The 20271-nt window shown below is 35.1% G+C and carries 17 protein-coding genes and 1 tRNA gene; 7 read left to right on the top strand and 11 right to left on the bottom strand.

Features of this window, described 5'->3' with window-relative positions; genetic code table 11:
• Positions 1-6: 6 nt before the first annotated feature.
• From E0F91_RS04780 to E0F91_RS04805, 6 genes are all read right to left on the bottom strand, one after another.
• Complete coding sequence (locus E0F91_RS04780) at positions 7-564, bottom strand: type 1 periplasmic binding fold superfamily protein (protein WP_132065207.1); 558 nt, start codon at positions 562-564, stop codon at positions 7-9.
• Positions 565-581: 17 nt separating this feature from the next.
• The gene (locus E0F91_RS04785) at positions 582-2966 is read right to left on the bottom strand and encodes a TonB-dependent receptor (protein ID WP_132065208.1); all 2385 of its coding nucleotides are present in this window, start codon (positions 2964-2966) and stop codon (positions 582-584) included.
• Between the two features lie 75 nt (positions 2967-3041).
• The gene (locus E0F91_RS04790) at positions 3042-3386 is read right to left on the bottom strand and encodes a hypothetical protein (protein ID WP_132065209.1); all 345 of its coding nucleotides are present in this window, start codon (positions 3384-3386) and stop codon (positions 3042-3044) included.
• 155 nt (positions 3387-3541) lie between these two features.
• Positions 3542-4531, bottom strand: coding sequence for an aspartate-semialdehyde dehydrogenase (locus E0F91_RS04795; RefSeq protein ID WP_132065210.1), 990 nt, complete (start codon positions 4529-4531; stop codon positions 3542-3544).
• A 399-nt stretch (positions 4532-4930) separates the two neighbouring features.
• Positions 4931-5347 (bottom strand): large conductance mechanosensitive channel protein MscL, encoded by a 417-nt coding sequence (gene mscL, locus E0F91_RS04800; protein WP_132065211.1) that lies wholly within the window; start codon positions 5345-5347, stop codon positions 4931-4933.
• 91 nt (positions 5348-5438) lie between these two features.
• Complete coding sequence (locus tag E0F91_RS04805; protein ID WP_132065212.1) at positions 5439-7880, bottom strand: bifunctional UDP-N-acetylmuramoyl-tripeptide:D-alanyl-D-alanine ligase/alanine racemase; 2442 nt, start codon at positions 7878-7880, stop codon at positions 5439-5441.
• Between the two features lie 223 nt (positions 7881-8103).
• Between E0F91_RS04805 and E0F91_RS04810 the strand changes: the two genes are divergently transcribed.
• A complete protein-coding gene (locus E0F91_RS04810) occupies positions 8104-8709 on the top strand; it encodes a hypothetical protein (RefSeq protein ID WP_132065213.1) in 606 nt (201 codons plus the stop codon).
• On the opposite strand, the gene E0F91_RS04815 is transcribed toward E0F91_RS04810, so the two are convergent.
• A complete protein-coding gene (locus tag E0F91_RS04815) occupies positions 8704-9405 on the bottom strand; it encodes a porin family protein (RefSeq protein ID WP_132065214.1) in 702 nt (233 codons plus the stop codon). The genes E0F91_RS04810 and E0F91_RS04815 overlap by 6 nt on opposite strands.
• A gap of 303 nt (positions 9406-9708) precedes the next feature.
• Here E0F91_RS04815 and E0F91_RS04820 point away from each other — a divergent pair, with 303 nt between their 5' ends.
• The 5 genes from E0F91_RS04820 to E0F91_RS04840 all read left to right on the top strand — a co-directional run bounded on the left by E0F91_RS04820 (position 9709) and on the right by E0F91_RS04840 (position 16175).
• Complete coding sequence (locus E0F91_RS04820; protein ID WP_132065215.1) at positions 9709-10353, top strand: hypothetical protein; 645 nt, start codon at positions 9709-9711, stop codon at positions 10351-10353.
• Between the two features lie 307 nt (positions 10354-10660).
• Positions 10661-11443 (top strand): hypothetical protein, encoded by a 783-nt coding sequence (locus tag E0F91_RS04825; RefSeq protein ID WP_132065216.1) that lies wholly within the window; start codon positions 10661-10663, stop codon positions 11441-11443.
• A 37-nt stretch (positions 11444-11480) separates the two neighbouring features.
• Positions 11481-14990, top strand: a complete 3510-nt coding sequence (locus E0F91_RS04830) for a carboxypeptidase-like regulatory domain-containing protein (protein ID WP_132065217.1) — start codon at positions 11481-11483, stop codon at positions 14988-14990.
• Positions 14991-14992: 2 nt separating this feature from the next.
• Entirely contained in the window at positions 14993-15580 is a 588-nt protein-coding gene (locus E0F91_RS04835) for a hypothetical protein (protein WP_132065218.1), read from the top strand.
• Positions 15581-15587: 7 nt separating this feature from the next.
• Positions 15588-16175 (top strand): hypothetical protein, encoded by a 588-nt coding sequence (locus tag E0F91_RS04840; RefSeq protein WP_132065219.1) that lies wholly within the window; start codon positions 15588-15590, stop codon positions 16173-16175.
• A 335-nt stretch (positions 16176-16510) separates the two neighbouring features.
• Here E0F91_RS04840 and E0F91_RS04845 read toward each other — a convergent pair.
• The 4 genes from E0F91_RS04845 to E0F91_RS04860 all read right to left on the bottom strand — a co-directional run bounded on the left by E0F91_RS04845 (position 16511) and on the right by E0F91_RS04860 (position 19653).
• Positions 16511-16597 (bottom strand) — tRNA-Ser (locus E0F91_RS04845).
• Positions 16598-16653: 56 nt separating this feature from the next.
• Complete coding sequence (locus E0F91_RS04850; protein ID WP_132065220.1) at positions 16654-17682, bottom strand: asparaginase; 1029 nt, start codon at positions 17680-17682, stop codon at positions 16654-16656.
• A complete protein-coding gene (locus E0F91_RS04855; protein ID WP_132065221.1) occupies positions 17672-18808 on the bottom strand; it encodes a 1-acyl-sn-glycerol-3-phosphate acyltransferase in 1137 nt (378 codons plus the stop codon). Before E0F91_RS04855 ends, E0F91_RS04850 begins: the two co-directional genes overlap by 11 nt.
• Before the next feature lie 65 nt (positions 18809-18873).
• Entirely contained in the window at positions 18874-19653 is a 780-nt protein-coding gene (locus E0F91_RS04860; RefSeq protein ID WP_132065222.1) for a TatD family hydrolase, read from the bottom strand.
• Positions 19654-19810: 157 nt separating this feature from the next.
• Here E0F91_RS04860 and E0F91_RS04865 point away from each other — a divergent pair, with 157 nt between their 5' ends.
• A complete protein-coding gene (locus E0F91_RS04865) occupies positions 19811-20254 on the top strand; it encodes a retropepsin-like aspartic protease (RefSeq protein WP_132065330.1) in 444 nt (147 codons plus the stop codon).
• Positions 20255-20271: the final 17 nt, after the last annotated feature.

Raw genomic sequence — 20271 nt, forward strand, 5'->3', positions numbered from 1 at the left:
AAGTACTTATTTGACCTGAACTGGATAAGTGATTTGTGCATCTGTTGCACCGCCAGCATTTGTAATATCTCCTGTTGCAACTCCAGCAGCACTTTTAGCTGGTTCGTGTCTCAAAACCACTACTATATTTCCTGTTGCTGCCACTGTTCCTGTTTTCAAAGTAAAAGTCAATCCAATCGGTTTTCCGTTGCCATCAACATCAGTATACGTGAAAGCTCCTATTGCTGCTGGTGCTTGAAAGAACAACTGATGCTCGTCCCCTTCTTCTTGTATTTCATCCGTGATATTATCTACCGGCGTAACTGACTCATTCAAGAACGTTACTGCTCCAGTATACGTTGTATTAACTAGCAAATCCCCAGAAACAGTAACTACCGGAGCATTAGGTCCGTCTCCGTCCAGATCTCTAGAAGTCAAGGTAATGATTTGATTTCCTGCAGTCAAAGTAGTTGTAACTGTTGTTATTAATTCCTCCTCATTTACTGCAATAGGATCATCATTGTTACAAGATGAAAATGTTACTAATGCTATTAATGTTACTGCTAGAATTTTTGAATTTTTCATTTTTTTGTGTTTACTTTTTAATAATTGAATTTTAATTGAATTTGAAAGTTTCTACCCATTTCGTCAGCAAAAAAACGTTGCCTGTTGAGGTAGTCCCTGTAATTAGTGTTTAAAATATTTTGAACAGAAAATGCGACCGTTGCATTAGTTTTACCGAAAGTCTTGAATTTCATTTCTGAATAAAAATGCAACAATTGATAGGCCGGTGGCGGTGTACTGATATCTACCAGAACGGGCACCAATTCATTATCCACGACAATGTTTGTAGTGAAATTATTGTCAGGAAACTGATTTTGACGCAATACGATCTCGCTTTTCACTTCGAGTTTCAAATCATGCCAGTCACTCTTTGAAAACTGAATTTTATTGCTCAGATTTAACGGTGGAATATCTATTAACGATTCCTTATTGGTAATGTCTTTTCCATTGACATATGCCAAAGCAAAATCATGCTGCCATTGCTTACTTATTTTCCAATGGGTTTGTACATCAACTCCGGCTAGTCTGGCATTGGTTTGTTGGTATTCCCAAACAGGAAAAGCACCACGAATGGTTGTCTCAAAACCAACAGGACGCAAAAACATGAAATTACGGATGCTATTGATAAAAGGATTTACCTCAACCGAAAAAGCAGTCCATTTCTTCTGCAATGTTGTTGATAATTTGACTGCTTGTTCTTTGTCCAAAGCTAAATCGCCTAACTCGATAATCCCCGTGGAATGATGCAAACCATCACTAAAAAACTCCGATGGATTTGGGTTTCTTGTCGCAAGGCTAATATTAGAATACCAATTCAGACTTGCATCAAATTCCTTGTGAAACCCGGCACTGGCTGAAATATTATGAAATGTAAAACTTGGCTTTGTCAACCATTGATTGCCTTGTTCTCCCACTATGAAATCAGCAAATTCAGTTGCGTAGCCTCTTTCCTCCCATCTGGATTTTAAGTAAAACTTAGCTGCATCCACTCGCGAAAAGTCATAACGCACTCCTGCATCCACAGAAAAACTATCAGACAAATCATAACTGGCTATTCCATACGTTCCAAATTCGACGCGGTCAAAATTAGGAATCAAAGGTTTTATTCCCGTAGCCGGATTTGCAAAATTATTTTGTATCGAAGTATTGAATCCCGATTTTAAAGTCCAATCATGCACCGTTTTTTTATAATCTACATTGACCGCATGCGTGGTTAATTCCAGATCTAAAGCAGCTATAGCATCAAAATCTCCTCTGCGTACATCGAACTCCAATCTTTTGTTAAACTGAAAAGAATACTGCACTGCCAAAGAAGCCGTTTCATCAAAAAAGTAATTGTAATTCAGTTTTGCTAAATGATGTTGTACTCTCTGTTTTGGATTTCTAATGGCATAGGTAAAGTCATTGACAACTGAAGGAATTTTATTGGTAATGGAATTGTACAAATCGTTTACATTCCCAGTATGAGACGCACTCAAAATACCAATCGTAGTATTGTACAAACTGTAATAACCGGAAATATCATATTTTTTTCCAGTAAATTTTACATCTCCAGAAAAATTAGCTTCCCGATTTCCTGAATTGGACAATACATAATCCGGCGCTTCTCTGTCGCCTGAATACTTGAATGTTCCCAAAGCGTTCCAACTCCATCCTTTGTCGTTGCCTTTATGCAAACTTGTACTAACGGAACCGCCTCTCCCATTAGACGCCAAATTCAGAATGGTTTTACCAAATAGCGTATCCTTTTTTACCAAAACCGGTTCTATAATCACTAAACCTCCTACGGCATCACCACCATACTGCAACCCAGAAGCACCTTTGATTACGGTTATTTTTCCAGCAGCGTTTACATCAAAATTAGGAGCGTGTTCCGTTCCCCATTCTTGATCTTGCAAACGCACATTGTTATTGATGACCGGAACCCGACTTCCAAACAAACCATTGATAACCGGCTTCACTATAGAACTTCCTGTTTTCAAAGTTGAAACACCTGCTACTTCTTTGAGAATATCTCCAAGGGTCTGGTTGCTGAATTTTTCAATTGTTTCCGTTTTGATCTTTTGTTCCAACAGGGATTTGTTCAGCGTATTGGCTTTTTGCCTTATGACTACTTCCTGAAGTTGGTCCACATTTTCTTTTAAAGTAAAGTTCAAAACTTGGTCCCCCGATAAATTCACCAATGTATCAACCGATTTATAACCAACATAGGAAACGAATACTTTGCTATTTCCAACAGGCAGTTTTTTGATGACATAATTCCCCGAAGCATCTGAGGATACCGTCTTTTTACCAATGTGTACGTGACTTCCAGAAAGAGGCATTCCTCCCTGAGTAGTGATTTTTCCACTAACAGTATTTTGCGCAAAACTAATGGTGCAAAACAAACAGAAGCAGAAAACAATATAGATTTTTGTTTGCATTTTCTTTGTTCAAAATATATAAACATGTGAATCATTTCCAAGACTTGAAAATGATAGAATACTATGAAATATGATTTAAACTAATGGAGGAGCTCGAAGCGCAAAAAGGCTTCCTTTAAAGAATTGTGTGATTTCACAAGATTTGAAATCAACATTTTTTGAATATAAGGCTATTGCGTTTAATTCAAAAGCTGGAAAAACTAAAAAAGCAAAACTACTTACTTTATAGGCACAAATACCACAAAAATCAAAGTTATGATGTTGATGGGTTATTTCTGTACTAGAATTTTTCTCGTGAACACACTGAATTTCAGAAAGTTGCTTTGCTATATGTTCGTATTTATGCACCGATTGAAACAGCATCGAAAGCAATACTGTAATCGTTAGCACTAAACTAAATATAGAAAATTTCTTTTTCATCTTTGGCAAATATAGCGATACTGAAATAAAAATCCATTTGTTTTTACAAAATATACATTTCGTAAAAACAAATGGACTTCAAAATTCAAACCAAAAATCAAATTACAACACTCTTTTTGAGCCTGAGAAATTTGTTTTATTTGGTATGTAAAAAATTACACCAATTTAGCTGCAATCAAATATTCAGCGATTTGAATTGTGTTTGTAGCCGCTCCTTTTCTCAAGTTATCCGCAACAATCCACATGTTCAAGGTGTTTTCTTGGCTTTCGTCACGACGAATTCTACCTACAAAAACAGCATCTTTTCCTTGTGCATACATTGGCATTGGGTACGTATAAGTATCGTTGTTGTCCTGAACCACTACACCATCGGTATAGTGCAAAATATTCCGTACCTCATCTACGTCAAAATCATTCGAAAATTCCACGTTTACCGCTTCACTGTGTCCACCTACAATAGGTACACGAACTGCAGTGGCTGTAACAGCAATGGTATTGTCGCTTAAGATTTTTTTAGTTTCACGAACCAGTTTCATCTCTTCTTTAGTGTATCCATTTTCTTCAAAAGAATCACATTGTGGAATCGCATTTCTGTGAATTGGATATTTATATGCCATTTCACCTTGAACGCCTGCATATTCATTTTCCAATTGCTGTACTGCTTTCACACCTGTTCCAGTGATGGATTGGTACGTAGAAACAATGACACGTTTGATGTTGTATTTTTTGTGCAAAGGAGCCAAAACCAATACCATTTGTATCGTAGAACAGTTTGGATTTGCAATAATTTTATCCTCTTTTGTTAATTCGCTAGCATTGATTTCCGGCACAATTAATTTTTTAGTCGGATCCATTCTCCAAGCTGATGAGTTATCAATAACAGTTGTTCCAGCTGCTGCAAACTTTGGAGCCCACTCCAATGACGTATCGCCACCTGCAGAGAACAAAGCAATATCTGCTTTCATATCTACTGCCGTTTGCATGCCCACTACTTTATATTTTTTACCCTTATATTCAATTTCTTTGCCTACTGATCGCTCAGAAGCAACCGGAATTAATTCTGTTACAGGGAAATTTCTTTCTGCTAAAACTTTCAACATTACTTCGCCAACCATTCCGGTAGCGCCTACAACTGCTATTCTCATCTTATATTTGTATTATTGAATATTAAATTTGAAGTACAAAAGTAACTAATATTGAAACCAAAACAAGCGGCTTCACAAAAAATAACAAAATGTTAAATTTATAACATTTGATAAGTAAACTCCAGTTTATCCAATAGAAATATGAAAATTAGCAGAACAATTGTTTCAAGGAATTGTTTCTTTTTAAATGGCAAAGGGTGTAAAATAATATTTTATATATTTTTTAAACCATCAAGAAATTAAGCAAATTAAGTTTTAAAGTGCTTCTTAATGTATCTTAATTAATGGTAAAAACCCGCTAGTGTTTAGATAAAATTTTAAAGAAAAACCGCCTCAATTAAGAAGCGGTTTAGTCCTGAACGCATTCAGGATAAATTAGAATATATAATGTAGCGGAAATTACTTTTTTAACAAATCTCTAATCTGAGTCAATAATTCTTCCTGCGTTGGTCCAGCCGGAGCAGCTACAACAACCACTTCTTTTTTCTTCGCTTTTTCAGCCGCTCTTAAAATCACAAAAATAAAGAAAGCAATAATCACGAAATTAATGATCGCTTGCACTAAGTTGCCATAAGTAATAACAGCAGCTTCGGCCGTTTTGGCAGCAGCTAAATCAGGATAAGAGTTTCCATCCAGCGTGATAAATTTTTGAGTAAAATCTATGCCTCCCGTTATTAAACCTACAATAGGCATGATAACATCATCGACGGCAGAACCTACAATTTTGCCAAATGCTCCACCAATAACCACTGCGGTGGCTAAACTTAACACATCACCTCGCATTAAAGAGGCCCTAAAATCACTGAAAAATCCCATAATTCTCATTTTTTGATTATTCCTATTTTCGTTACTTAATAGCTAAAATAGGCAAAAAATTAACATTTGTATCTTTTACGCTAAAAAAAAATTAACGGAAGAATACTCGTTTTACACGCTGCGATATACTAGTAAGGATTTCATACGAAATGGTATTTAATTTTTGAGCCATATATCCCACAGTTGGACTTTGTCCAAAAACAATTACCGCATCGCCCTCTTTACATTCTATACCAGTTACATCTACCATTAGCATGTCCATACAAATACTCCCTAATATACTCGCTTTCTCCTTTTTGATGGTTACAAATCCTACTCCATTTCCCCAACCTCTAGAAATTCCATCGGCATATCCAATAGGAATAGTAGCAATTTTTGTTGGTTTTTCAGCCATAAACTTCCTTCCATAACCCACACTTTCTCCCGCAGCAATGGTTCTTATTTGTGAAATCACCGATTTCAATGTGCCAACATCCTCCAGTTGTTTCTGTTCTTCGGGATCGTTTGAAATTCCGTAAAGACCAATTCCCAACCGAACCATGTCGTACTGTGATTCCTGAAAATTACTGATACCCGACGTATTCAAAATGTGTCGTAAAGGTTTGATGTGCAATTCAGACATCAACCTAGTAGATAATTTTTCAAATAAAGCAATTTGTGAATGTGCAAAATCCATGTGTTCGAGATCATCACTGGTCGCCAAATGGGATAAAATACTTTTAATTTGAACTGTATTATTCCCTTTGAGCGTTGTTATAAGTTCTTCTATCGTATTTTCTTCAAAACCCAAGCGATGCATTCCGGTATCAAATTTAATATGAATTGGAAACTGTTCTAAGTTTTTTTGTTTCGCTATTTTCAAAAAAGCATGCAATCCTTTCAAGCAGTAAATCTCCGGCTCTAACTGATGTTGAATTATGGCTGCGAAACTGGTATTCTCTGGATTAAGAACCATGATAGGCACTTGTACACCTCCGTTTTTAAGCGAAATTCCTTCGTCGGCAAAAGCCACTCCTAGATAATCTACTTTGTGATGCTCTAGTAATTTGGCAATCTCCAATCCGCCGTTTCCATATCCAAAAGCCTTCACCATTACCATAATTTTGACCTTTGGCTTGAGCTTGGATTTAAAAAAGTTTAAGTTATAACTGATCGCATTGAGGTTAATTTCCAGCACTGTTTCATGGGTTTTCTCTTCCAGTAAATAGACGATTTCCTCAAACTGGAAAGATCGCGCTCCTTTTATCAAAATAGTTTCGTTACTGAAGTCTAAATTTTCAAAGTCAGCGATAAATGCAGCAGTGTTTTTATAAGTGATACAGTTTGTAAATTTATCTTTGAACTCTGCAATTGTTTCTCCAATGCCAATAACGCGATCGATTTTATTCGACACAATCAACTGTGAAACCTTGGTATATAATTCGTCCTTAGACAAGCCACTTTGAAAAATATCAGATAAAATAATTGTTTTCTTTTCATACTGCTTCTGACTTTCAAGAAAATCCAATGCAATCTTTAGTGATTGAAAATCGGAGCTGTAACTGTCATCGATAATACTACAATTATTGATTCCGTTTTTGACTTTTAGGCGCATTTCAACTGGATACAATAGCTGCATTCGGTTTTGAATGGTATTAATATCGTATTTAAAATACAATAAAACCATCAGACACGAGCTAGCATTTTCTATAGATGCCTCGTCTTGAAAGGGTATTTTTAGATCAAAATTTTCAGCGCCGTATTGCACGTTCAAAATAGTATTGTCAGAGCCTCCTTTTTTAACAATAAAAACATCTGCCTCCTTGCTGACAAAACTCCAGGTAAATGCCTTAGTTTTTGGAAAAACAAAAGGATTTACCCTTTTATCGATTTGGTAAATAATGACCTTCGAATTTTCGAAAAGTGACATTTTCTCCTTTATTTTCTCTTCGACATTTAAAAAACCTTGATCATGTGCTGAACCTATATTGGTAAGAACTCCAACGGTAGGTTTGATAATTTCCTCTAATTTGGCCATTTCTGAACTAGTTGAAATACCTGCTTCGAAAATTCCTAAATTGTGTTTCTCATTGATAGCAATAACAGACAAGGGAACACCAATTTGAGAATTATAACTTTTTGGACTCCGAATAACATTATAATCAGGACTTAATAAAAAATTTAGCCATTCCTTTACTATTGTTTTTCCGTTACTTCCTGTGAGTCCAATAATGGGGAAATCGAAAAAATCGCGGTAGTTTGCTGCAAATTGCTGCAAGGCTACTAAGGTATCTTCGACAATATAAAAATTAGCTTTGGTCTCGCAATCGCGTGGGATGTGCGTCACAACAAAATTGCGAACACCAGTCACAATTAGATCCTTGATATAAAGGTGTGCATCAGTATTAGCTCCTATTAAGGCAAAAAATAAGGTTTGAGGACCATTTTGCAAAGACCGACTGTCAATAGAAACTGCGTCTAAGGCCCTGTTTTCTTGGTTTCCTAGGAATGTTGCAGGAATTTTTTGGATGCTATTTAAGATTTTATGGCTCATGAAATTAGAAGAGATTGAGGTAAATTTCTGTTCTGGAAAGCAAGCTATTTACCGTTTATGCGTTTATAAAACTTCCTCAAAAATACCACTTCTTTTCAAAACGAAGGGTTAGATATACTTTAAATGTAAGCCATCTCGTTTATTTATGAAAAAGAAACAGTCGCAATAGCTCTACTAATTTTAGCAGATTACTTATATTTGTTTTAGATAAAAATGAGCCCTTTTGAAAAAAATTCTCCCATCGTTTTCCTATATTTTCCATCCGATATTTATACCGACAATGGCAACATTGTTCTATCTTTTTTATAATGATGCTGATTTTGTGACTCCTGAAAAAATATTTGTTTTTTTCCAAGTGGTCATCGTCACAGTATTCATTCCCATCCTAGCATTTTTACTATTGCGAGCAACAGGAAACATAGATTCTGTAATGATTTCAAAAATATCACAACGCAAAATCCCATTAGTCATTCATTGTTTTTTGATTATTTTACTGGTTCGCAAAAGCATCACTATTGAACGTTATATTGAATTGCATTTTTTTTTATTAGGAGGACTTTTAAGCACGTTGTTAGCCTTGATTCTATTATTTGCTAATATTAAGGCGAGCCTTCACATGATTGCAATTAGTTCCTTGACCCTTTTTATAATTGGCCTAAGCCTGCACCTTCGTATTCAGAGTATATTCACGATTACAATCTTAATTCTCCTCAACGGTTTCATCGCTTCTTCCCGGTTAGAAATGAAAGCACATACTTATAAAGAACTGATTATAGGTTTTTGTCTGGGTGCTATCCCACAACTACTTTTGTTGACTCTATGGTTATAAAATGTAGAAAATAATTCCGAAATTCAATGACTTCATGTTAATGGATTCGCCATTTACCTTAGCCGATTCAAACAACGGATTCAAACCATAATACAAATAAAGATTTATCGTGTTATATCCCGATGAAACATACGCTCCATACTGAAATTTATTAAAATCTTTATTTCCAGTAACTTCAACTTTTCCCGCATTACTATCAAAAATAGACTTGTCATACAACAAATAACTGAACTTAATCCCGGTGTAAATTCTCCAAAATTTATGACTTTCATAAGTCGAGGTTCGCCACCTGAATTCAATAGGAACATCAATAGAAAGCATGGAAAACTTATTTTTTTTATACTTTGTATCCTCATCAACAATAGTATAAAAAGGGGTTTCAGCTGTTGAAGAAATTGCTAAATTCTGATTGTGATTCGTATAAGTAAACCCAATACCGGAGGCAACAGCTACGTTTCTTTTCTTATTGATAGGCATGTCTCTTAAAAAACCTCCTGAAAATCCTGAAGAAAATTTACTTTGCGACAACCCTTCTGGTTTATCGATCAATGTATTGTATGTGATAGCAAAATAAAACTGATCTTCGCGGTACAAGGAATCGACTTTCAAGACAAGTGTATCTTGAGTTATTGTGTTTTCTTGGGAAAAAACAGGAGCAACTAAAAGCAGCAGAAAACAACTAAGAAAAATTCGCATATTTTGATTGATTTAAATTGCTACATGATTGTTTCAAACACGTTCCGAGTCTAATTCTCATTATAACACTACAAATATAGGATTTTGAAAGATTCGCTCTAGTACTAATTTCAAAATTGCTTCAATACAAACTTTTATTCGAAAGAACACTTCATTGCAGTTGCCTAAAAACTCTTTTACTACCAATTAAACAAGCATAGGCTTTTATTCATCTACACTTCAATGCAATCCATCGAATAACTTTAAATATGCCGAAGGTCATTAGTACTTTTACAGCATATTAATCCTCTAAAAATAAATTTTATGAAAAAAGTTAACCTACTTTTCGTAACTCTTGCCGCTGTGTTTATTAACAGTGTAAATGCGCAAGACAACAATGATTTGAACTTCGCTTCACACACATTGAATGTAAATGTACCCGAAGTTGCCCTCTTAGACATTTACGATAGTAACACTGGCTCAGAAGCTGGAGTAATAGTGTTCAACATGGCTAATGCCACTCAAGTAGGCACCAATGCTGAGGCTGGATTATATGGCTTTGCGGCATTAAGCTACACGAATTTGTACTTGAATTATACAAGTGTGGTTGCTACTGCTGCTAATGCAGACGGGTACGATTTAACACGTCAAATTAATGTTCAATTAGAAGCAGGAAGTACTTTCCCAGCTAGTTTAGATTTAAGAATTATGCCAGTGGCTCCATCCGTAATTGCTAATGGAGGCACCACAGATTCTGCAGGAACAGTTACCGCCGCAGGAGTAGCTCTTGGTGCTACAAATGCGATTGGTGTTGATGCCTTACTAGTGACCAGTATCGAGAGTGTCTACACAGGCGATTTAGCTAGAGGTGTTAGATTGACTTATACACTAGAACAAAATGGAAATTTCTCGCTATATCGTGCAGGTGATTATCAAGCCACAGTAAAATACACACTTACAAACATTTAATCTCTTTTTGCCCCAAGCAACAAAAAGGTTCTTTACAGCAATTGTAAAGGACCTTTTTTTTATAGAATCAACTATAACAAATCACACCTCAATTAAAACACATACTTAGAGCAGTGGTGTTTTTGCAGCAGCACTTTACTACTCCATAAGTACAGTTTTCGATGTAAAAACTTAAAAGTACAAAGTCTTCCATCTGACGACAGTAAATGGTTATCAGTCGAAAACTCTGTAAAAAGGCAGTAGTAACTTCCTAACTTTGATAAAGAACGTTTGCCCCAGTACTACTATATCTCAAAATAATCTCAAAATGAAAAACATTACTTTAACAACAGCAATGCTGCTTTTCATCAACATCACCTACTCTAGTGTTATCGTCGTGAATGGATTAACGCACATTTACACTGGTGCATCAGGCAGTCAAATTCAGGGCGAGATTATTTTACTAAACAATTCAGATGAAGAACAAACTTTAAACTTCAGCCTAAACGATGCTATTTTTTCATGTACAGAAAATCGTGTTTTTTCAAATTCAGTAACGCACGAAAACTCATCTCTAAAATGGTTTGACGGAAGTTTAATGAATAAAATATTGCTTCCTAAGGAAAGATACACCTACAAATTCATGATCAATATCCCAAAAGACATGACGTTAAGAGGCACCTATTGGACTATGTTGATGATTGATATTGACAAACCTATTAAAAAAGAAAAACTAGCTAAAAATATAGGTTTAAATACAAAAGTAAGATATGCAATAGGTTTATTAACACATGTAAATGCATTTGCTGATGTCAATTTAGATTTTAATAGAATTGATGTGGATAAAGCCGAGCCAAATAGAAACTTAAAGATCAAAATCGAGAATCAAAATTCCTTTCTTGAAGGCGTAAAGCTCTCTCTTGAAGTATATGACTCCACTGGCGAAAAGGTATTAGAATCCACTACATTGAGAAATATGGTCTTCCCTGGTTTTTGTAAAGATTATGTTATTGATATCTCAACTTTGCCTAAAGGAAGTTATGAATGTTTATTAGTAGCTGATACTCGAGGGAAATTTGTGGGTACAAATATCAGCTTGACCATTGATTGAATCTTTTCTCATTCCAAGGTAACCAATTTCTGTTATTATGAAAACTGCAGCAAAATTCTTATATACTCTGATTCCCCTTTACATAGGGTGCGGAATGGGAATTCAATCCGATGAATTGGATGCAGTAGCTACAAAAAGTGATACTATAGCCTCTACTAATATCCCAGAATCTGCTCAACCAGCAGCAGCAACAGCTAAAACATATATCAAAAGTGAAATAAAAACTGTTGCTAATAGCAACAGTGAATCGAAAGCAAAAGCTTTAACTGAAAATTCTTCAACATTAATAAAAATTAAAAGCCCTGAAGACAAGCTCAGCGATATAACGACACCAAAAGTTCATTCCAAAAAAAACGAAGTTAAAACCTTTACTCAAAAAGAGATAGAAATGATGGCAAATACCTTAGCAGCCTTCAAAAATGAAAATAGAAAAACGGAAACTAATACTTCAACAACATCTGTAATAAAATCTGTAACCAAAAAAAAAATACTCGAAAAAAATTTAAAATTAGCTGAAGTCAATCAAGCAAAGGTGATTGCTGCTCTTACCGAAACAGTACAGAAACAAAGTAATGAAAGTAAGATCTTTACTCAAAAAGAAGTCGAAGCAATGACACTTGCTTTGACAGTCACTAACAAACCTGAATCAAAACTAGTTACCAAAACAAGACAAGCATCTGCAAAATCTGTAGCAGCAACAGTTAAAACTACTGCCATAAATGATGTGAAAATAGCGGAAAGTAAAATCTCTGAAACTAAACCAGCAGCCCAAAACGGAGTGAAAGCTTTTACTAAAAATGAAATAGAGGCAATTGCAGCAGCTTTGACGAGTTCGAAAAATACAATTACTAAACCTACTGTGAAATCCAAAAACAACAGACCAGACGAAACTGGTATTGAGCAAATAAAAATTAGAATTTTAAACCTTCAGGAAAACTATAAAACAAACAAAAGTTACACTTTAATTGTAGAAATTGAAAATGAAGAAAATAAAACTACTAATTTAAAAATTGATCCTGAGCTGCCCCCAAAATGGACTATCATCTCTATTACTGAGCTAGGTATTTTAGAGCCTTTTCAAAAGAAAATGATCTTGGTAAGTTTTATTATACCTTCAGAAAACCCAGCAGTAGAAACCGTAGCAAGTTTTCATGTGAAAAATGCTGCTGGAAATAAAATAGCATCAAAAGAAGTAGCTTTTTCAATTGATAAAAATCTTGATTTAGAAATTTACAATGTGTATACAACCAGCAAATTACAAGCAGGTGAAATTATAACGGCCAAGTATGAAATAAAAAACAAAGGAAATGTTGAACAGGAATTGATATTGTCATCGAAAAACACTGTCAAGGGCGAAAAAACAATAAAATTAGGGCCTAATTCAAGTATAACAATCGAACTAAGCCAGGCAACTGATCCAAAGTATTATGATTTTATCACCATAGGAACCTTCTTAAATGTGACGAGTAGTACATCTGGAAAAACTTACAAGGCCTATGGCAGTACTTCCGTTTTCCCATCAAAACTAAAGCAAACAGATGCTTTTTTTAGATATCCTTTACGATTTAGTATTAACTACAATAGCAATACATTTCAAGATAAAAACTATTCCGCTATATCAGGCGAATTAATTGGTGACGGCTTTTTAGATTTAAAGAAAAAGAATTACCTTAATTTCATCATTAGAGCACCACAACAGCAAAACTTGCAAAACTTTGGAATTACAGATCAATATAGTTTAATTTACAACTATAACAATAGTACCATCGTATACCTTGGCGATCATGGTCATTATATTAACCGATTGGGTTTTGACAGTAGATTTGGAATGGGTTTTAGAGTAGATCAAAATATTAAAAAATGGACACTAACTGCCTTTTATTCTAAACCAAGGTTGTACACATTTAATTCTGAAGCACTATTTGGATTTAAATCTGTTTATCGTTTTAAAAAATCTATGTTGTTGGGTATTGCTGTAGAGAGTTCAAAGGGATCTATTATAGGAGCTAGCAAAAATATAGAAGCAAATTTAGATGAAAAGGGGCAAATTGCAACATCAAATTTTGAGCTTCGGAGCAAAAACACGTTTGTCAATGCAGAGTCGTCGCTTAGTGTTACTAACAAATTTACAGATCATGCTCATTTTTTAAATCTAGTTCAAAAAGTTCAAAACTTGACCTATGCAGGCAGCTTTACTTTTTCCGGAAAAAATTACTTTGGAATAATTAGAAACAGTGTGGAATATTCAAACAGCTTGTTTTACAAAATCAATAAATTCGATTTTCTTGTTGGTCAAACTTTATCTCAGGTAAACAAGCGCTTAAATCCATTATTTTTTGCTGCTGAGCCTTATTTTGAAAACTATTATGCACGAATAGGATACCGTTTTAGCCCTAGAAGTTCGATTAATCTACTAATAGACAAGCGTGTACGAGAAGATCAATTAGAACCAAAAAGTTATTTTTATAAAGAATCAGGGATAGATTATCGATATGTATACGGAGGTCGTCTGTTTTCTTTTGGACTATCAGGAAGAATTGCAGAAACACAAAATCTTTTAAGCGAAGATTTACAGGATAGAATTACGTATTCTCACAATTTAGATGCGACATATCGATTTTCAAATCATCTAACGGTAAGAGGTGGCGTAAATCATAATTATAGTAACAGGTATGGAATATCAAATTTTAACGAAAACTACTTCACTTACAATATGGGCTTAGATTATAATTTTAATCGAAACTTTCGTATTAATTCGACATTTAACAGCGGTTTTAGCCCAGAGGACAATTACTTAAGACGTGATTTTATTAATGCGATGATGATGCTAACCATAGCAAAAAATCATTTGTTTGAGTTACGTGTAAATTACTTTGAAAATCCAGGTTCGACCAATAGAAAAGAACTTCTTGCTTTTGGCACGTATACCTACACTTTTGGCGCACCACTAAAAAGGGTTTTAGAACAAGGGGGAGTAAGTGGCTTGATCCAAGTTGATGACAAAAGTATTGCTGTAAAAGGAATCAAAATCATTGCAGTTGGAAAAAGCATTGTTACTAATGAAAAAGGGATATTTGAGTTTAACAATTTACCGTTAGGTAACAATTACATTTTAATGGATGAATCCACGCTCCCTTTTGGAGTGATTCCAATTGCAAGAACTCCATTTCAAGTATTAGTTGAAAAAGATAAAAAAGTGGAATTAAATATCTTGCTTGTTCGAGCTGGAACAATCATTGGAACTTTTGGTTTTCCTTCGCTGACAAAACCAATAACGATCAATCTAGAAGGGTATATAAAAATTGAAAATGAACATTTCAACTATACTGTTGAGTCTAACGCAAAAGGGTTTTTTAAATTTCAGAATATTGTTCCAGGAACATACAAACTCACCTTAATTCGATACAAAGGAGATCAGTTTTTCGAACTAGACAAAGAGATCCAAATTACTGTTGGAGCGGGTGAAAAAAATGTAATTGATGTACCAGTAAAAGGGAAAGAACGTAAGGTTCAATTTAAAAACAAAAACTTTAAAATAGGAGGGTAAACATGAAAAATACACACTATATCCTAGCTACACTCTTCACATTTTGCTTCCTAATTTGCGGAGGCCAACCAATACTAAATGTTACCATTAGTAGTAATTTCATTTTTGGAGGAGGTCAAGGCTCTAATTTTGCTACTTTAAGCCTACAACCCATAGCTATTATTGACGCAGAGCCTGACCCAAGTAATACCATAAACTTCGGTATTAGTTCTAATACTCTTGAAGCAGGTTTACCAGCAACTGGACCTGGCGGAATTTTAACCAACGAAAGCATTTGGTTAAATTTCACCTACAGAGCAGTGAATTTTACCAATGCTAAAATCTATGTTAATACTAATCAAATGGTGCCCGCTGGAATGGTACTACAAATTCAAGTACTCTCTACTGCTAATATTGGTGGTGTTTTTACTTCTAATCCTGTTTTAAGTCCAATTACGTTGAGCACAAATCAGCAAGTATTAGTCAATAATTTTTCTAGTGGTTATACTGGAAATGGCTTAGGAACAGGATATCAACTTAAATACACTATTGAGAATCACAGTGGACAATCATTGCCTCTAGGATTTGAAATTATTTATGAAATTAAATAGAAATAAGATGAGAAAATTATGTATCATAACAGTATCCTTCTTACTGTCATTCAGCTGCTCACAAGCCCAAATTTTAGCTGGAACTCTGAATGTAACAGGCATGCCTAGCTTCACTCAATCTGTTAATGCAGTTGTAGTAGAGGCTGGCCTTGACGATACTACAGTAGGATTCGAAAGTAATTTTGACGCTACAAAAATTGGATTCGTTCTCAACCCCATATTATTACTCCCGTCTTCACTTGTTTGTGAGCAAAATGTGTATCGCTATTCCGTTTTCATTAATTCTGTTAATACACCGGCAAATGTAACTCTTGAGGCAAAAACAACTGTAAACAGTGGGCTACGTTTCCCAACAGTTAGCATTTATGATACTTTATTAATTCAACCATTAGGGCCAAGGAATTTAACTCCTACAAATGGAGGGAACTACACTACAGTCCCCAACAACGCAACTCAGGCTATAAAAATAATGGAATTTATAGGCTGTAGACAAGATATACCGATCCAGTTTAGAATTAAACCCAGCGCACTATGTCCCGCAGGAAATTATAATTTTGAAATAAACTATACTGTTACAGCAAGTTTGACCTTGTAAATAAAAGAAACAAGTGCTACAAATGAAATATTTAATACTTACTCGTTAAAGCAGCTCTAACTTACAATTAGGTCAAAAAAAGGGGCTTCACAAAGAAATGATACTTGTCATTGCAATCCTATTCTTTATTGTTTTATGCCCTTAGCCAAACTAAAAAGTTTGACACGTTCAATGCGGGAGTACCTGCGGTGATCCCAAGAGGGGGAGTCTCGCACACAAATGATGCTCGGCATTGCATGCCTGACCTTTTTTTGTTTTACAGCTTAGCCAAACTAAAAAGTTTGACACGCTGTAAAACAAAAAATGCTCCCCTTGCAGGAAGCATTATTTTTTCGCAGAGAGGATGGGATTCGAACCCACGATGCAGTTACCCACATACTAGCTTTCCAGGCTAGCTCCTTCAGCCACTCGGACACCTCTCTATTTTGGTTTGCAAATAACACGAAAAAATCTGACTTAGAAAAGTAAAATCTGAATATTATATCATTTCACCGCGCAAAGAGGTCTCATAGACCGTTTTGAAATCCTTTGCAGGAATATTTTGCCCCAATAAATACATCAATTTTGTAATTCCAGCCTCTGTCGTGATGTCTTTTCCAGAGATTACTCCTATTTCTTTCATGCCAGTACTGGTCTCGTATTGTCCCATATTGACACTTCCGCCGGAACATTGTGTCACATTCACGATGTGTAAACCGCTAGCGATGGCTTTTTTTAGTAAATTAAGAAACCAGTCTTCGGTTGGGGCATTGCCTGCGCCGTAGGTTTCTAATACAATCCCTTTCAGATTTGGAATATTCAAAATCGCCTCCAGCACAGCTTCACTAATCCCAGGAAACATTTTTATAATGGCTACATTCGTATCTAAATTTTTGTGGACTATAATTTCGTTCTTATTGCTTTTAGCTAAAAAAAGATCCGCACTCCATTTTAAATGCACGCCTGACTCTACTAATTGTGGATAATTAGGTGAAGTAAATGCTTTAAAATGTTCTGCGTTAATTTTTGTAGTTCTGTTGCCTCGGTATAATTTATATTCAAAATAAAGGCAAACTTCACTAATCACTGGTCCGTTTTCATTTCGCAATGATGCGATTTGAATAGCCGTGATTAAATTTTCTTTTGCATCGGTGCGCAGATCGCCAATTGGTAATTGAGAACCCGTGAAAATTACTGGTTTTGCTAAATTTTCGAGCATAAAACTCAATGCTGATGCACTGTAAGACATGGTGTCAGAACCATGAAGCACCACGAAACCATCAAATACCTTATAGTTATCAGCGATTACGGTGGCTATATTTGCCCATTCCTTGGGATTCATGTTTGAGGAATCAATAGGAATTGCAAATGAAATGGTTTCAATCTCACAATCCAACTGTTTCAGCTCGGGTATCCGTTGCAATAATTTACTAAAATTAAAAGCTTTGAGCGCTCCGGTCTCAAAATCCTTGCTCATCCCAATGGTTCCACCGGTGTAAATCAATAGTATTTTAGCCTTATACAACATCGTGGTATTTTAACTTATTCACCACTGGATTGGCATACATTGCCAGAAAACCATCCAAAGCTACTGGATTATCATGGTCAATACGCATTTCAAGTCGGCGTTCGAATAATGATTTTTCATTTTCGGTATATAAATGTGCGTAGCGGTTCGTTTTATATACAATATCATAAGCAATAAAATTAGTAGGCCACAACTCATAATTACCTAGTATAGCATCATCAATAACTTGTGCCACGGCAACTATCTGCTTGTTTGTGCTGTCATTTTCAACTTTAATCCTGTCTATTTCAGCATCCAGAACTTTTCCTACATGAATGTGAATTCGTTTCTTTTGCCCTAAAGCTCCACTAAGAATCGTCATAAAGTCTTCATTTTTTTCCTTGATGTACACTTCATTATTGGCTTCAGCCATCAACTGCGGCATTTTCAAGGCATCAGTAGGATCGTATTCATAAGAAATAGAAACGGGTACAATTTTTATTTTTCTGAAATAATCCATCAAATTCTTTTCATCTGAGCCCATTCCTAACATTTTCAATATACCAGGATTGGTTTCGTCATTGCCATCTTTCGTTCTTCCTTCGCGTTGCGCAATCCAAACGGATCGATTTTCGTGAAGCAATAGCTCGCCAATATATTCTGACAGTAGCTTTGAACTTTGCAACATTTCCCTTGGCGTTAAGCCGCGTTGCACTAGAAAGTTCCGATTTAGTTTCGCTAACGTATTCAAAAATGATTTTTTGACTAAATTATCTCCTATCGCTGAAGCAGTCATCACTAAACCATGCTCAAACAATGCCGTATTCAGTAATGTGGTATCCAATAGAATATCGCGATGATTCGAAATAAACAAATAAGAAGTATTTGGTCGTAAGTTTTCAAAACCAGACGTCGTTAAACCGTCAGAACTTTTTTCCAATACTCTTTGCACGGATTGGTAAATAAAATTACACTGAAAATCCCGAATTGAATGTGTTTTTCGAAGTTGCTCCTTCCAAACTTCGTCTGCAACGCCGGGAAAAGTAAAATTCATCAATGCTTTCATCATTGGATGATTAATAACATTCTGAAGTGCTTCGTTTATTTCGGAATTGTAAAATGGCCGAATAGCGTCAAATTTCTGCATTGGGTTTTTCAATTTTTGTGATAGCAAATGAACAAAAAAAATATCAAAATAAAGTGAATTCTATTTTAAATCCCAAAAATAGCTTTAGAATTCTCTGTGGTTATGGTAGCAATTTCGTTTTCTGACAGATTATAAATCTGGGCAAGCTTGGCCACCACATTAACAATATAACTACTTTCATTTCTTTTTCCTCTATACGGAATAGGCGCTAAATAAGGGGAGTCTGTCTCCAGAACAATATGCTGTAAATCAATTTGCTTCAAGAACTGGTCGATTTTTCCATTTTTAAAAGTTACTACACCGCCAATTCCTAATTTCATGTTATACGAAATCGCTTGTAAAGCTTGCTCGTATGTTCCTGTGAAACAATGAAAAATACCAAACAGTTCCGGTGCTTTTTCTTCCTCTAAAATTTCAAAAATTTCATCAAAAGCTTCTCGACAATGAATGACAATGGGTAATTTATAGTGTTTTGCTAATTGTATTTGTTTCTTGAAGGCAATTTGTTGCTGCGGCAAATGGGTTTTATCCCAATACAAATCAATTCCGATTTCGCCTACCGCATAGAATTTTCGTTTAGAAAGTTCGTCCTCAACATGTTTTAATTCCTCCAGATAATTATCCTTTACATACGTTGGGTGTAATCCCATCATCAAGAAAACATTGTTAGGGTGGTTTTCCTCCAATTCATACATTGATGCTGTACAACTAGAATCAATTGCGGGAATAAAAAAACGTGAAACACCAGCATCAATAGCGCGTTGTATCATTTCGTTTCGATCCTGATCAAATTCCTCTGAATATAAATGGGTATGGGTATCTGTAATTGTTGTATTTGTTTCCAAGTGTAAGGTTTAAGGGTACAAAATTACAAGAATAAAAGTTGTCTAAAAAATGGTTTTAAGAAAGATTATTATAGAAAATCAGATTCCTACCATTACTTTATCAACTCCATGTATATTTGCAATAAAGAAAAATAGTACTGAAATAAATGCAGCATACATGAAGAACCTCCATGACATTCTTAAAAAGGAAAATTACAAAAAAGTAAAATTTAAGATTACAAAAACACAGCATCTTTTGATAAGAGCAAAAATTAATGGTGTGTTAGGAAATTTTATTCTGGATACCGGAGCTTCAAATAGTTGTGTAGGATTTGAAAGTGTCGATTTGTTTTTATTAGAAGCTAAAAAATCTAAAACGAAAGCTTCGGGAGCAGGCGCAACTGGGATGACAACCCAACTTGCTCTAAAAAATAAATTGCAACTTGGTTCTTGGAAGGACACTAACTTTGAACTTGTAATTTTTGATTTGTCTCACGTAAATGAGGCGTTGATACAACATAAATCAAAACCAGTTCATGGCATTATAGGAGCCGACATTTTGATGAAAGGCAAAGCGATTGTAGATTATTACAACCACTATTTGTACTTGTTGAAATTCTAAAAAAAAGAGCGTATCAA

Source organism: Flavobacterium sandaracinum, assembly GCF_004349135.1.
Lineage (GTDB): Bacteria > Bacteroidota > Bacteroidia > Flavobacteriales > Flavobacteriaceae > Flavobacterium > Flavobacterium sandaracinum.

What these genes read in the sequence shown, in the direction of transcription:
- E0F91_RS04780 (WP_132065207.1), bottom strand. Translation starts at nt 564, where the DNA reads ATGAAAAATTCAAAAATTCTAGCAGTAACATTAATAGCATTAGTAACA.
- E0F91_RS04785 (WP_132065208.1), bottom strand. Translation starts at nt 2,966, where the DNA reads ATGCAAACAAAAATCTATATTGTTTTCTGCTTCTGTTTGTTTTGCACC.
- E0F91_RS04790 (WP_132065209.1), bottom strand. Translation starts at nt 3,386, where the DNA reads ATGAAAAAGAAATTTTCTATATTTAGTTTAGTGCTAACGATTACAGTA.
- E0F91_RS04795 (WP_132065210.1), bottom strand. Translation starts at nt 4,531, where the DNA reads ATGAGAATAGCAGTTGTAGGCGCTACCGGAATGGTTGGCGAAGTAATG.
- mscL (WP_132065211.1), bottom strand. Translation starts at nt 5,347, where the DNA reads ATGGGATTTTTCAGTGATTTTAGGGCCTCTTTAATGCGAGGTGATGTG.
- E0F91_RS04805 (WP_132065212.1), bottom strand. Translation starts at nt 7,880, where the DNA reads ATGAGCCATAAAATCTTAAATAGCATCCAAAAAATTCCTGCAACATTC.
- E0F91_RS04815 (WP_132065214.1), bottom strand. Translation starts at nt 9,405, where the DNA reads ATGCGAATTTTTCTTAGTTGTTTTCTGCTGCTTTTAGTTGCTCCTGTT.
- E0F91_RS04820 (WP_132065215.1), top strand. Translation starts at nt 9,709, where the DNA reads ATGAAAAAAGTTAACCTACTTTTCGTAACTCTTGCCGCTGTGTTTATT.
- E0F91_RS04825 (WP_132065216.1), top strand. Translation starts at nt 10,661, where the DNA reads ATGAAAAACATTACTTTAACAACAGCAATGCTGCTTTTCATCAACATC.
- E0F91_RS04830 (WP_132065217.1), top strand. Translation starts at nt 11,481, where the DNA reads ATGAAAACTGCAGCAAAATTCTTATATACTCTGATTCCCCTTTACATA.
- E0F91_RS04835 (WP_132065218.1), top strand. Translation starts at nt 14,993, where the DNA reads ATGAAAAATACACACTATATCCTAGCTACACTCTTCACATTTTGCTTC.
- E0F91_RS04840 (WP_132065219.1), top strand. Translation starts at nt 15,588, where the DNA reads ATGAGAAAATTATGTATCATAACAGTATCCTTCTTACTGTCATTCAGC.
- E0F91_RS04850 (WP_132065220.1), bottom strand. Translation starts at nt 17,682, where the DNA reads ATGTTGTATAAGGCTAAAATACTATTGATTTACACCGGTGGAACCATT.
- E0F91_RS04855 (WP_132065221.1), bottom strand. Translation starts at nt 18,808, where the DNA reads ATGCAGAAATTTGACGCTATTCGGCCATTTTACAATTCCGAAATAAAC.
- E0F91_RS04865 (WP_132065330.1), top strand. Translation starts at nt 19,811, where the DNA reads ATGAAGAACCTCCATGACATTCTTAAAAAGGAAAATTACAAAAAAGTA.